At 60.1% G+C, this 13,140-nt stretch carries 10 protein-coding genes and 2 pseudogenes; 2 read left to right on the forward strand and 10 right to left on the reverse strand.

Annotated elements, in window-relative coordinates; translation table 11 throughout:
• The first annotated feature begins 241 nt into the window (after positions 1 to 241).
• On the forward strand, positions 242 to 1,246 hold the full coding sequence (locus G1C97_RS06575) for a hypothetical protein (RefSeq protein ID WP_169241076.1): 1,005 nt from the start codon (positions 242 to 244) through the stop codon (positions 1,244 to 1,246).
• A gap of 64 nt (positions 1,247 to 1,310) precedes the next feature.
• On the opposite strand, the gene G1C97_RS06580 is transcribed toward G1C97_RS06575, so the two are convergent.
• The 10 genes and pseudogenes from G1C97_RS06580 to hisS form a co-directional block, all read right to left on the reverse strand.
• On the reverse strand, positions 1,311 to 2,882 hold the full coding sequence (locus tag G1C97_RS06580) for an acid phosphatase (protein WP_169241103.1): 1,572 nt from the start codon (positions 2,880 to 2,882) through the stop codon (positions 1,311 to 1,313).
• 246 nt (positions 2,883 to 3,128) lie between these two features.
• Positions 3,129 to 4,226: pseudogene (locus G1C97_RS06585) on the reverse strand (amino acid ABC transporter permease); the annotation flags it as partial.
• Between the two features lie 4 nt (positions 4,227 to 4,230).
• A complete protein-coding gene (locus G1C97_RS06590; RefSeq protein ID WP_169241077.1) occupies positions 4,231 to 4,908 on the reverse strand; it encodes an amino acid ABC transporter permease in 678 nt (225 codons plus the stop codon).
• Positions 4,908 to 5,747 (reverse strand): glutamate ABC transporter substrate-binding protein, encoded by an 840-nt coding sequence (locus G1C97_RS06595; RefSeq protein WP_169241078.1) that lies wholly within the window; start codon positions 5,745 to 5,747, stop codon positions 4,908 to 4,910. Before G1C97_RS06595 ends, G1C97_RS06590 begins: the two co-directional genes overlap by 1 nt.
• A gap of 45 nt (positions 5,748 to 5,792) precedes the next feature.
• Positions 5,793 to 6,593 carry an amino acid ABC transporter ATP-binding protein gene (locus G1C97_RS06600; protein ID WP_100496383.1) on the reverse strand — a complete coding sequence of 267 codons (801 nt, stop codon included), beginning with the start codon at positions 6,591 to 6,593 and terminating at the stop codon, positions 5,793 to 5,795.
• Between the two features lie 136 nt (positions 6,594 to 6,729).
• A complete protein-coding gene (locus G1C97_RS06605) occupies positions 6,730 to 7,281 on the reverse strand; it encodes a YbaK/EbsC family protein (protein WP_169241079.1) in 552 nt (183 codons plus the stop codon).
• Between the two features lie 238 nt (positions 7,282 to 7,519).
• Positions 7,520 to 8,707: an ATP-binding cassette domain-containing protein gene (locus tag G1C97_RS06610; protein WP_417852215.1), complete on the reverse strand. Its 1,188-nt coding sequence runs from the start codon at positions 8,705 to 8,707 to the stop codon at positions 7,520 to 7,522.
• Positions 8,681 to 9,103: pseudogene (locus G1C97_RS12505) on the reverse strand (ATP-binding cassette domain-containing protein); the annotation flags it as partial. The gene G1C97_RS06610 and the pseudogene G1C97_RS12505, both read right to left, overlap by 27 nt.
• A gap of 309 nt (positions 9,104 to 9,412) precedes the next feature.
• A complete protein-coding gene (aspS, locus tag G1C97_RS06615; protein WP_100496095.1) occupies positions 9,413 to 11,212 on the reverse strand; it encodes an aspartate--tRNA ligase in 1,800 nt (599 codons plus the stop codon).
• A gap of 51 nt (positions 11,213 to 11,263) precedes the next feature.
• Positions 11,264 to 12,664 carry a histidine--tRNA ligase gene (gene hisS / locus G1C97_RS06620; protein WP_169241080.1) on the reverse strand — a complete coding sequence of 467 codons (1,401 nt, stop codon included), beginning with the start codon at positions 12,662 to 12,664 and terminating at the stop codon, positions 11,264 to 11,266.
• Positions 12,665 to 12,785: 121 nt separating this feature from the next.
• Between hisS and G1C97_RS06625 the strand changes: the two genes are divergently transcribed.
• Positions 12,786 to 13,061: a hypothetical protein gene (locus G1C97_RS06625; protein ID WP_169240913.1), complete on the forward strand. Its 276-nt coding sequence runs from the start codon at positions 12,786 to 12,788 to the stop codon at positions 13,059 to 13,061.
• Positions 13,062 to 13,140 lie beyond the last annotated feature (79 nt).

The following is a 13,140-nucleotide window of genomic DNA, read 5'->3' on the forward strand; positions in this document are numbered from 1 at the left end:
TACCGCCTTTCGCCTCATTCACTGCGAATAATCACAGGACTTGGCTTGCGGAAAACTCCTAGAATGGAGATCGGGAGCAATCGTATGGGTTGCGTAATCCGAGCGTGGATATGGGATGTCTTTAAAACCCGAAGGAGCGAATATGAACTGCCCTCATTGCGGCACGCCTTGTGAGCCAGGCACTCAATTCTGTTCCGAATGCGGTGGACCGTTAATCGCCTCAATCGATGCGGCAGGCGGCATGTACGGAACGAATGCGTCGAACGGGCAGCCCACGGCCGTGCCGGCACCGCCTGCATCATCCACATATCCTCAGCAATCCGGCATCCCAACGCAACCGATACCGGTAATGCCGGGTTTGGGCGATTATGCCGCCAGCGGACCTGCATATCGCACGTCAGCCACGGCACCGGCTCCCGATGCTCCGGCTTCGTCCGCCACCGCCGGGCCTTCTCCCCACACAACGCGCAGGAAAACGACCATCATCGTCGTTATCGTTGCCGTCCTATGCGTGGCGACATTGGTGCTTTCCTCCGTGCTGCTGTGGACGACGTTCACCAGCAAGTCCAACGTAACATCATCAGCGCAGACGACGGACTCGCAATCCACCGACTCCGATTCGTCCGGCACTTCCGACGGCGATGCGTCAGACTCCTCACATTCATCTGATTCCGATTCCTCCGATTCGACCGATTCCTCCGATTCGACCGATTCATCATCGTCGAAGAAGCGCAAGAAGCGGTCCGCCGATTCCGAAGACTCCGCGAAGAAGAACGGTTCCGACGATTCCGACGATTCCAAAACACACGGCGAATCCACCGACTCCTCTGATTCCGATGATTCCGAGCCGCCCTCCTCCACGTTGAAGCCGTATTCCAAGCGTAATTTCACCATCAGCGTTCCGGACAACTTCCAAGAGGTCGGCGGCACCAATGAAAGTCCGGGGTTCACGTTCGAGGGATCAGGAGTGGAGATTCTGGCCGGGACCACCACCAATCCCGGCCGTACGGCAGCCGAAGAGCTGGACGAGCTCAAAGCCCGCGCCGGAGTGGACATCGCCTACGAGCTCAATGCCGACCCGTCCATATACGTCAGTTATGAGAAGGATGGCGACATCTACTACATCAAGGAATGCGTTTCGGCGGACAGCATCATCAGCGTACAGATCACATATCCGAAAACCGCGCGCGCATATGGCGATCCGTTAACGGAAACCGTGCCAGCCACCCTGCAGTTCACCGAATAACGGTACCGTGCGGCGCGACTCCCAAAAAACATCCCCAAAGACACCCCAAAGACAACTGTCCGCTCTACTTACGGCGACGGCGCACGGCGGGAACAGCGACTCCGATGAGTACAGCGGCCGCTGTCGCGACGCCCGTCACGATCAGGGCGTATCGCTGAGCCACATGCACTGTGGCGAGGTCTGGGCCAGCGGCGAGCGCGGAGTGTTCACCGGCGAGCGCGTCGGAAGCCGGATGATCGCCCCTGTCGGCGTACTGCGCGTTGACGACTTCCGGGCCGCTCAGCGCCGTCTGGTCGGCGGTCTCCACCTTGATCACATCGCCTTGCTCGTTGAGGGTCACGCGGGCACACAGGGCTTTGGCCCAATTGATGCGCTGCCATCCTTCGCTCGACTGCCACAATGGGTAGCCGGAGTCGAGCGCGGTAGCTTTGAGGATGGCGTTGCGCTGGTCGGCGTGCAGTTGCGGATAGGCGAGGCGCAGTACGTCCGCCGCGCCTTTCGGTGCCGTGAAATCCTTGCCGGCTTGGGACATGTTTTGCGGGAAGTTGTACGTCATACGAGCTGTGTAGACGCGTACGGCCGAAGTTTGGTCTTCGACCGGTTCAGTGGCCACCGGATCAAGGAAACCATTGGCGTAACCGCCGGTACCGTTGGCTTTGAGCTTGGCGATGCATTCGGCCAATGTGGAGCCGTGACCGTCCGCCGCGCACCGCTCGGTCAGATAATCGCGCAGCTGACGGGCGGCGGGGATGATGGACGCGGCGAATTCGTTATGCCAGTATTGTCCGTTCTGTGCCGAAGCGCCGATGCGCCCGCCCATGATATCAAGCGGATAATGTACGCCGAGCACGATGCGATTGTTGCCCGCTTCAGAGGCCCGGGCCATGATCTGCGGAGCGAGTTCAGGCAGAAGACCGGCCAGCGCGATACCCCATGAGTAGGCGGCAGTGGTGTGACCGGAGGGGTAGGAGCTGTTTTTCTGCAGGGTGGAATAGCCGGGAATGTGGTCTCCCCAGGAAGGGGCCTGTTTGATGTCAAGCGTGGCGGGCAGACCAGCCAGATCATTGGTGCCGTTGAACGTGCTGCGGGACCGGTCCAGATACGGCCTGGGATGCATGGCCGCGCGTTTGGTCTGGAATGTGGGTGCCACATTGAAGGTGAAGATGTCGGAGACCAACCCCAGCTTGCCTTGCTGGAACCCTTCCTTCATATAGGTACCGAGCACCGGGCCAAGGGCGTCCGGCATGGTCTCCTCGCCTTGCAGGTCGGAGTCGATCAGGGCGCGCTTGCGTTGGCTGTTCAACCCATTGTCATCGGTGTGTTCAGCACCAAGATGGTTGATCTCAACGGCAAGATCCTGATCCATCTTCATGGTTTGAACGTCGAGTACCTTGCCGCCGTGGGAGGCGTCCTTGGGAGCCTGCCAATAGTGTTTCTCGTAGTCGGACAGCAATGAGACCCAGTCGGGATCCGGCAGATCGGTCTCGGTGGCACCCGACGCAACCGGCATGGACTGAGCAGCTTGCGCGGCCTGGGCCCTGACCGGAGTCACGATCGGCATAAGTCCCAACGGCAATGTTACGGATACTGCAAGCGCACATACGCAAACGGAGGATAGGTTGCGGAACAGCTTCATGTGTTCCAACCTATCCTCCGCAAAAGTACGTAGCGCACGCGCCAGTCAAACACTCGGTGAACTCTTCGTGCCGGCCTAGCGCATGGCTAGCTCAGACCGTCAGATCTTGGAGTGGCCTCCGAGGTTCGTGTGGCCTTTGCCGATGTCGTTGCCGTGTTTGAACGTGCGCTCGATCTTCGGCATGGGGTCGACGTGACCGGAGTGGCCGTTGTGATCCTCCTCGCCGCCATTGAGCTTGGCGGGTTTGGATTTGCGCTTCTGCTCGGCCTTAAGGAACGCCGGGAACTCGCCTGTTTCCGGATCGATCTGCGAGTCGGGCTGCGTGGGATCATACCCTTGCTCGTACTTGGTCTTGCGCCAGTTGCGAATCGAAGCGTTGGTGCCACGGTGATGGACATGGTACTTGCGCGGCGCACCACCGAACGGCAGTTCCTCGACTTCCTTGGCCACGGCGATCTGGTTCACGTTGGAGGCGTCGCCGGCGGCGATCGGCGCGACCGGTTCAGGTTCGGCAGGTGCGGCCGTACGCTGTTGCATACGCTCCGGCAGCCATTCGGCAAGACGCGACAGCAGCCAGCAGGCGACGAAGTAGATCACCGCGGCCATGACCAGCGTCTGCAGGATGTTGAAGTACATCGAGCCGAGTCGGCGCGATTCCTGCAGCAGATCGGTGTACATGATGATTGAACCGAGCGCGGTATCCTTCAACACCACCACCAGCTGGGTCACGGCGGCCGGCAGCATGGCGTAGACGGCCTGAGGCACCTCGATCTCCATCAGGGACTGTGATTCGGTCAGACCTAGAGCCAGTGAGGCTTCACGTTGGCCATTGGGCAGGTTGCCGACGCCGGAACGCACCAACTCGGCCACCACGGAACCGTTGTACAGCACCAAGGCGAGCACCACGGCCCAATATGAGGGGCTCGGCAGACCGGCGAATGCGAACCAACGCCAGAAGAAGATCATGAGCAGCAGCACAGGTACGGCACGGCAGAACTCCACGATAATGGCGGATACGCCGCGTACCAGCGGGTTCGGCAGCAGTCGTCCGATGCCGAAGACCAGACCGAAAATCACTGCACCGATCACGGCCACAACTGTGGCCTTGACGGTCATCCACAGGCCCGGCAGATAGAAATCGGTCCACGCCTCACGCTCCACAGCGGGCTTCCACAGCTCCCAGCTGAGCTGGTTTTCACCGTCCGGCGGATTGTGCAGGCGCAGAAGGACCAGTACCACAAGCACGGCGACGATGACGCCGGCGACCCAGTTGGCGGTGCGGATAATACGGCGGCCCTTGGGACCGGGCGCGTCGAAAAGCACGGAATTCGAAGTATCGGCCATGACGTCACCTCCTCACGGCGAGTTTGTTGGACAGATACGTGGTGAGCATGCCGATCGGGATGATCAGGATCACATAGCCGAACGCGAAGATCAGGAAGATCTGGATGATTACGTCCGGGCGGAATTCGATCATCTCGCTCATCAGCGACGATGTCTCGGTGGAGACGGATGCCGCGGCGGCCACAGTGGAGTTCTTGAGCAATGCGATCAGTGTGTTGCCGAGCGGCGCGACAGAACCGCGGAAGGCCTGCGGCAGGATGATCTCGGTGGCGGATTGCATGAAGCCCAAGCCCAGCGCACGTGCGGCTTCGGCCTGACCGAGCGGCACCGTGTTGATGCCGGAACGCAACGATTCACACACGAATGCCGCCGTGTAGAGGCTCAGGCCCGTGACGGCCAGCCAGAAGAAGTTCGTAGCGAAAGAATCGGAGAAGCTGAGTTTGAGCTGCGCATAGGCACCCAACACCATGAACACCATGATGATGGTCAGAGGCAGGTTCTTGAACAGCTCTACGTAGGCGCTGGCCACCGCGCGCAGCGAGGAGATCGGCGAGATGCGCATGACTACGAGGATCACGCCGAGCACCAGCGAGAACAACGCGCTCCATAGCGTCAGCTCGATGTTGACCAAGAAGGCACCCAGCACATCGTACTGGCTGAAGAGTTCCAGGAATCCGTTCATCAGGCGTCCTCCCCCTCGCTCGGCGTGGGCGGGTTGTAGCGTACATCGGGCGTGTAATCAGTGCCCGCGGTGTTGTCGGCCACGGCCTTCTTCCAAGAGCCGTCCTGAATCATGTCCGCGATGGCGTTGTTGATCTTGGTGGCGAGCTTCGTATCGCCCTTCTTGATGCCAACGCCGTAGTATTCCTGCGTGAACGGCTTGCCGACCACGCGCAGCTTGCCGCGCGAGGCGGAAGCGAGGCCAGCCAAAATGATGTCGTCGGTGGTCACCGCATCCACGATGCCGGAGAACAGGGCGGTCGCGCATTCGGCGTAACCGGGCTGTTCCATAAGCTGCACTTCGGAGGCGAACTTCTCCTTGACGGTGGCGGCGGAGGTCGAACCGGTTACGGAGCACAGACGTTTGCCGTTCAGATCCTCGGGGCCGTTAATGGACTGATCATCCTTACGCACCAGCAGATCCTGACCCGCCACGAAGTATGGGCCGGCGAAGGAGACAGCCTTCTTGCGCTCGTCGGTGATCGAGTAGGTGGCGAGAATCATATCCACGTCACCGTTCTGGAGCATGGCTTCACGCTGCTTGGACGGGGCTTCCTTCCATACGATCTCATCCTCGGAGTAACCGAGCTTCTTGGCGATGTACTTGGCCACATCCACGTCGAAGCCCACATAGGTGCCGGACTTCTTGAAGCCGAGCCCCGGCTGGTCGAATTTGATACCGATGCGGATCTTGCCCGCCTCGTCTTGGCCGCATGCCGCGAGCGACATGGTGCAGGCCACGGCGGCCAGTGCGGCGACCACCCGCATGACCCTCCGTTTCATGGTATTGGTAACAGTCATATTCGTATCGTCTCTTCCCTTGCTTCCTCGCTATCGTCCCCGGAATCAGTGGGTGAGGATCTTCGAGAGGAAGTCCTTGGCACGATCGGTCTGCGGATGCTCGAAGAATTCGTCCGGCGTGTTCTGCTCCAGAATCTGGCCATCGGCCATGAACACGATGCGATCGGCGGCCTTGCGAGCGAAGCCCATCTCATGGGTGATGCAGATCATGGTCATGCCTTCATGGGCAAGCTCGACCATGACGTCCAACACCTCGTTGACCATTTCCGGGTCGAGGGCGGAGGTGGGCTCGTCGAACAGCATCACCTTCGGGCGCATGGCGAGCGCGCGGGCGATGGCCACACGCTGCTGTTGGCCGCCGGAAAGCTGAGACGGCATCTTGTTGGCCTGAGAGGCAACGCCCACACGATCCAGCAGATCCATGGCAAGCCGTTCGGCTTCCTTCTTGTCCATATGACGCACCTTGATGGGGGCGAGCGTCACGTTCTCCAGAATGGTCTTGTTGGCGAACAGGTTGAAGGACTGGAACACCATGCCCACTTCGGCGCGCAAGCTGGCCAGCTCCTTGCCTTCCTGAGGCAGGGGCTTGCCGTCGATGCGGATGTCGCCGGAATCGATGGTTTCCAGTCGGTTGATGGTGCGGCACATCGTGGATTTGCCGGAACCGGAAGGTCCTACGACCACGAGCACTTCACCCTTGGTGACCTTGAGGTTGATGTCCTTGAGGACGTGGAGATCGCCGAAGTGCTTTTCGACGTGGGTAAGCTCGACAAGCGGTCGGCCTGCGGATTCATTGCCCGGCACCAGCGGCGTCACAGGGCGCGTTTCTTCTTGTTTCTCTGACATAAGCGGCCAGTATAACGGCACTGTGTTACCGAAATAACACCAGCCGGACATGGAACGTTCACTATATGAGACAGATACCAAGACGCGCGGCAGACGCGCTCAACTCCCCCGGTTTACGGTCATGTGGCGAGACCCTTCAGGCACGAGGTCTGCCGAGCGCGGAGACGAACTGCACGCCGGGAATGTCCGCGAAAATCGAGCCGTCCACCACGAGCTTGGACGGGCGGATGCCGGAGCCCAGATACAGTTTCGGGATCGAAAGAATATGCTGGTCCACGAGCAGCGGCCAGCCTTCCGGCAGTCCAATCGGAGACATGCCGCCCGATTCCATGCCGGTGGCCTCCACTGCCGCGTCGATCGGCGCGAAACTCACCTTGGACACCTCCAACGTGTGCTTGACCACGCCGTTCAGATCGGCACGCGTATCCGCCGTAACGAAGGCAGCGGCGAATTCCGGTGGTGCTTTTCGAGTCTTGTGCGTATGGACCACCACCACGTTGCCGGTGATCTCGAACGGGATGCCGTATTTCGGGCACCACAGGTCCGTATCCGATTCCTCGTCCGTATTGATGGTCACGCCCAGAATCTTGGACTCCGGCACGCCGGCATCCACCAGTGCATTGAGCTTGTCGAACACCGGCTTGGCCAGCAGATCCCCGTCATGCCAGTCCAGAATCTCCAACGTCATATGCATCCCCCTCATGCTGCACTCACACTTATGGCATCCGGCGGCACACCTTCGCAAATCCACTGGTTATCACCAAGGACAGGTCAAGGACGGTGCCGCTGGCTTTCAGTCGTTCCCTGTTCACGGGGAACCTCACCTTTGACAGCAATATAGCGATGGCACGATGAGGCAACACCGTTCCCCTTATATGTATTGTTTATGGCTGTTTATCTATGGGTCTTTGTCATCGCATAACGATTTATCGTCCAAAGCCCGCAAGTTCCAAGAACCATTCGTCATGGGAGACCACGATCAACGCGCCCGGATATTCGGTCAGCAGCCGTGCCAAAGCCTTTTTGGAGGTCAAGTCAAGATGGTTGGTCGGCTCATCCAGCACGATCAGCTGCGGGCCGGCCGGCAGCGCCAAGCACAGCAACAGCTTACGCAGCTCCCCAGGCGACGGCCGCCCCGAGGCCAGCAGCCGGTCCGGGTTCGCATCGAGCCGCGCATACGCGCTCAACACCTGCGCCCGCGTCTCGGCCGGTAGCGCAAACAATCGATTCATGGCGTCGTTCCGATCCTCATCCGTAGTGTTCTGCGCGATAGTCAGGCGTGGTACGTCAACCGCATGAGCAAGCATCGCGGCCACCAGTGACGATTTACCGGCTCCATTCGGTCCGGTCACGGCAACATGATCGCGTGGACCGATCGAAATCGCCGGAATCATGAGCCCTGTCGCCGTATCGCCATTCTCAGACGGCGATAGGCGAATGCGGTTGCCGGACTGAATCGCGTGACACAGCGGCGGCATCGGTTCGTCGTCTTCGTCCGTTTCCCCAAACCGAATCAGACCCGGTTCGAGCCGAACAATCTCGCGGCAATGCGCCGGCTTGATATCCATCCAAATGGTGCCCTCGTATCGTTTGGCCGGCGACGACATCTCTTCCGTTTGTCGCTTCACGGCGGCAAGACGCCCATCCAACTGGCTGTAGGCGCGAGTCACGCCCCGATCAAGCCCGGTCATCTTCGCCAATTGCCGGCGATTACGGGCATCGTGATCCCGCCTATCGATACGTTCACCGTGCTGTTTATTCGATTCCACCTGCTGAACCTTGGCGAACCGTTGCGCTTTCACGGCTGCCAGACGATCGGCTTCCCGTTGCAGCGCATCCGCACGCGCCGTGTCCGCACCGTCTCGTAGCGCAACCTGCTGCGAGGCCTCGGAGTATCCGCCCCGGAGTGTGGTTACCACCGTCATATTGCGCGAACTCACATGGCGACGTTCAAACATCACGCAACGCATGCACGTTGCATCGATCAACTTCACATCATGCGAAACCACAACTCCTATGCCCCGATATCGGCGTATCGCGGCAATGATGTGTTCACGCGCCGCGGCATCGACGTGATTCGTCGGCTCGTCAAGGATGAGCGCATCCGGTCGCATCGCCATCGCGCAAGCAATCTGCAATCGCTTTTGCTGTCCGCCGGAAAGCTGCGCATACCGGTACGGCCAGTCGTCTGCCACACCCAAGTCATCGCGTATGGCAATCGCATCAGGCGACCAGTCAACGGCAAAATCCTCCAAATTATCCGGTGCGACAGCCGTGTCTTGCGGACAGTGTCCGATGATCATCCGTCACGGATCAGGCGCGACGGTTCCTGCATCAGGCCGTAAGTTACCACGCGCGATCGCCATCAGCGTGGACTTGCCGATGCCGTTGTCTCCCACTACGGCAGTCCAGCCGACGGGAAACGCCACGTCAACGTTCTCAAACAGGGGTTCCGGAGCGTCCGGATATGCAAAGGTGATCCCATGCATCGTAAGCATTGTTGGCTGCATGATTCACGCCTTTCTTGCAGACTCCGCCATATCGGCCGAGACCAATGATAACGTGACGACATAAGGAGCGGCCGACATACATATCAGTCATACATATAAGTAATGGGCCTTACACGGTTCAAAACCATGCAAGGCCCATTGCTGAGTGTTCGTAGAAAACTGAATAACGCGTATGGCACGCAAAGCACACCGAAGGAAGCGGCACAAGGGTACCGCGACCAAGGAGCAACGCAGCTAACGCTCTGTTATCCAGTTATCCAGTTATCCAGTTATCCAGTTATCCAGTTATCCAGTTATCCAGTTTTCTGTTCAGTCTTCGTCCTCGTCCGGGTCGTAATCGACACCGGTCTCGGCACGCTGTTCGTCCGTGATCGGAGCCGGGGCACCGGTCAGCGGGTCGCGGCCGCCGCCGGCCTTCGGGAAGGCGATGACGTCGCGGATGGTGTCGGCACCGGCCAAGATGGACACGGTACGATCCCAGCCGAGAGCGATGCCCGCGTGCGGCGGAGCACCATACTTGAAGGCCTCAAGCAGGAAGCCGAACTTCTCCTGAGCTTCCTCGGGAGAGATGCCCAGTACGTTCAGGACGCGATCCTGAATATCGTCGCGGTGGATACGGACGGAACCGCCGCCCATCTCCTCGCCGTTGCAGACGATGTCGTAGGAATCGGACATGGCATGCTCGGGATCCTGATCAAACTTGTCGATCCAATCCTTGCTCGGCATGGTGAACGGGTGGTGCATGGAGGTCCACTTGGAGTGGCCGACCGCCACATCGTCGTCGTCCGGATCGTCGGTGGGCTTGAACAGCGGGAAGTCCACAACCCAAGTGAAGGCGAACTTCTTCGGGTCGAGCAGACCCTCGCGGCGGGCGAGCTCCACACGCACGGCACCCAGCAGCAGCTGGGAGGATTCACGGGAACCGGCGGCGAAGAACACGGCATCGCCCGGCTCGGCACCCACGGCCTCACGCAGGCCGTTGCGCTCCTCTTCGGACAGGTTCTTGGCCACAGGGCCCTTCAATTCGCCGTCTTCGGCGAAGACCACATAAGCGAGGCCCTTGGCACCACGCTGCTTGGCCCACTCCTGCCAAGCATCGAACTGACGACGCGGAGTCGCGGCACCGCCCTTGAACACCACGGCACCCACGTACGGGGCCTGGAACACGCGGAACGGCGTACCCTTGAAGTATTCTGTCAGCTCGACCAGCGGGTTGCCGAAGCGCAGATCCGGCTTGTCGGAACCATACTTATCCATGGCTTCCTGCCAGGTGATGCGCGGCAGCGGCAGCTGGACTTCGTAACCGGCGGTCTTCCAGATGGCGGCGATGACCTTCTCGGCCATGGCCATCACATCCTCCTGATCCACGAAGCTCATCTCCATATCGAGCTGGGTGAACTCGGGCTGACGGTCGGCACGGAAGTCCTCATCACGGTAGCAGCGGGCGAGCTGATAATAGCGCTCGACGCCGGAGACCATCAGCAGCTGCTTCAACAGCTGCGGGGACTGCGGCAGGGCGTACCAAGAGCCCGGCACCAGACGAGCCGGCACCAGGAAGTCGCGAGCGCCTTCCGGGGTGGACTTGATGAACGTCGGGGTCTCCACCTCGGTGAAGTCCATCTCCTCCAATGCGTGACGGGCAGCCTTGGCCATGTCGGAGCGCAACTTCAGGTTGTGCTGCATGGACGGGCGACGCAGGTCGAGGTAGCGGTACTTCAGACGCACGTCCTCGCCGGGAAGCTTGTTCTCGGACTCGTTCTCCAGAGCGGTGGACACCTGGAACGGCAGGGCGTCGGACTTGGCGAGAATCTCGATGGTCTCGGCCACGACTTCGATCTTGCCGGTTGCCAGATGGGTGTTCTCGTTGCCGTCCGGACGCAGGCGCACCTCACCGGTGACCTGGATGACGAACTCGGAGCGCAGCGGGCGGGCCATGTCCTCGTCGTAGATGACGACCTGCACCAGACCGGTGTTGTCGCGCAGATCGATGAAGGCAACGCCACCGTGGTCGCGGCGACGATCGACCCAACCGGCGAGGGTGACCTTCTGGCCGACCAAGGCCTCGGTCACGTCAGTGGCATGATGTGTTCTGTAAGCCGTCTGGCTCATTATCTTGTTTCTCCTCGATTTGACTCGAATGATTCGAAAGGCTCGAATACGTCAGATTTCGACGGATTGCTGGGCAACCACAGTATCCGGCTCCCACGACGTGCAATCGGCGGGCACCTGCTCACCGGTGACGATGTTCTTGACCTCGTCACCGGCCGGCTCGGCGCCTTCCTCGCCGTCTGCGGCAGAGGCCGGGAACCATACGTAAGGAATACCGAGCTTGTCCGCGTACTTGATCTGCTTGCCAAGCTTGGCGGCGGTGGGGGCCACATCGGTGGCGATGCCGCGGGCGCGAAGCTGAGCGGCGATACGGTTGGCGGCCGGACGATCCTCTTCGTTCCACACGGCCACGAGCACGGCGGCCGGCGAGACACGGCTGGCGTGTGCGCCAGCGGTGTGCAACATATAAGAGACCAGTCGGCTCAGGCCGATGGACAGACCCACGCCCGGATACTTGCGATTGCCTTGGGATGCGAGGTTGTCGTAGCGTCCGCCGGAGCAGATGGAGCCGAGCGATGCCGCGCCGTCGAGGAAGGTCTCGTAGACGGAACCGGTGTAGTAGTCGAGTCCGCGGGCGATCTTGAGGTCCGCGATCACGGAGCCGGGGCGGATGGCCGCGGCTTCGTCCACGATCATGGCAAGAGTGTCGAGACCCTGACGGGCCAGCACGTAGGCATCGGACTCCTGAGCGATGCCGTGCGCGGCGCACAGGTCATCGAACTTGGAAGCCAGCTCGGCACCGTCGGCGGCAGTCAGCCCGGCCAGTTCGAGACATGCCCGAGCCTGATCCTCGGTGGCGCCGCAGGATTCGACCAGCAGCTTGGCCACCTCGTCGGCGCCGATCTTGTCGAGCTTATCGATCTCACGCAGCACGCCTTCGATATCCGTCAGACCCAATCCACGGTAGAAGCCTTCGGACAGCTTGCGATTATTGGCATGCACGGTGGCCTTGGGCAGACCGAACGCGCGCAGCTCCTCCAGCGCGGCAACCATGACCAGCGGCAACTCCACCTCGTAATGGTCCGGCAGATCACCGGCACCGATCACATCGATATCCGCCTGCACGAACTCACGGAAACGGCCTTCCTGCGGACGTTCTCCACGCCATACCTTCTGAATCTGCCAACGCTTGAACGGGAAGGCAAGATCTCCGGAATGCTCCACCACATACCGGCTCAGCGGCACGGTCAGGTCGAAATGGAGACCCAGCCGGTCCTCAATCGGCGTGTCCGACTCATGACCGACCTCCTGCAGACGGCTCAGCAGGTAGATCTCCTTGCTGGTCTCGCCCTTTTTCAGCAAAGAAGCGCCGGTTTCCACCGCTCGCGTCTCAATGCCGATGAAGCCGTTGAGCTCAAAAACCTTACGAAGCGTGTCGATAACACGCTGCTCCACAACACGTTCGGAGGGGAGCCACTCCGGGAATCCTGATATTGATGCACCTTTAGCCACGAAATCAATATAATAGGTGAGGGTTGCGTCAAAGACTTGATGATTTGCCGCCGAAACATCCGGCTGATCGTCAAAGACAAGACGCTTCCGCTTACTCACTCTACGCTTTAAGGAGCTGGCCATGGCCGACGAGACTGTCACCGAAACCGAGAACACCGCCGTAAGCGAAGGACAGGCAACAACACCCGCAACCGAAGCCAGTGCGGCCAAGCCGTCCCCCGCCTCGGTTCCGAAGCCGCACGCGCCGTCCCCCGCCGCTTTCGCCCATACGAACCCCGCCTGTCCCATATACACATCTGACGCTGCCGACGATAAGGCTCGTGTAGCTCTCGGTGGTGGCCGGATCGATCAAAAAAAAAAGACAAATAAAAAAATGGCAGATGCAAACGTGGAGTAATACGACAGAAACATAGAGCCTCCGTAGAGACTCCGCGAGTAAGGACATATGAGGGTTGACTATATGTAAAAATAGATGT

Origin of the sequence: Bifidobacterium olomucense (assembly GCF_012932375.1) — a bacterium.
Lineage (GTDB): Bacteria > Actinomycetota > Actinomycetes > Actinomycetales > Bifidobacteriaceae > Bifidobacterium > Bifidobacterium olomucense.

What these genes read in the sequence shown, in the direction of transcription:
- aspS (WP_100496095.1), bottom strand. Translation starts at nt 11,212, where the DNA reads ATGAGCCAGACGGCTTACAGAACACATCATGCCACTGACGTGACCGAG.
- G1C97_RS06590 (WP_169241077.1), bottom strand. Translation starts at nt 4,908, where the DNA reads ATGAACGGATTCCTGGAACTCTTCAGCCAGTACGATGTGCTGGGTGCC.
- G1C97_RS06610 (WP_417852215.1), bottom strand. Translation starts at nt 8,707, where the DNA reads ATGCGACCGGATGCGCTCATCCTTGACGAGCCGACGAATCACGTCGAT.
- G1C97_RS06600 (WP_100496383.1), bottom strand. Translation starts at nt 6,593, where the DNA reads ATGTCAGAGAAACAAGAAGAAACGCGCCCTGTGACGCCGCTGGTGCCG.
- G1C97_RS06605 (WP_169241079.1), bottom strand. Translation starts at nt 7,281, where the DNA reads ATGACGTTGGAGATTCTGGACTGGCATGACGGGGATCTGCTGGCCAAG.
- G1C97_RS06575 (WP_169241076.1), top strand. Translation starts at nt 242, where the DNA reads ATGTACGGAACGAATGCGTCGAACGGGCAGCCCACGGCCGTGCCGGCA.
- G1C97_RS06625 (WP_169240913.1), top strand. Translation starts at nt 12,786, where the DNA reads ATGGCCGACGAGACTGTCACCGAAACCGAGAACACCGCCGTAAGCGAA.
- G1C97_RS06595 (WP_169241078.1), bottom strand. Translation starts at nt 5,747, where the DNA reads ATGACTGTTACCAATACCATGAAACGGAGGGTCATGCGGGTGGTCGCC.
- G1C97_RS06580 (WP_169241103.1), bottom strand. Translation starts at nt 2,882, where the DNA reads ATGAAGCTGTTCCGCAACCTATCCTCCGTTTGCGTATGTGCGCTTGCA.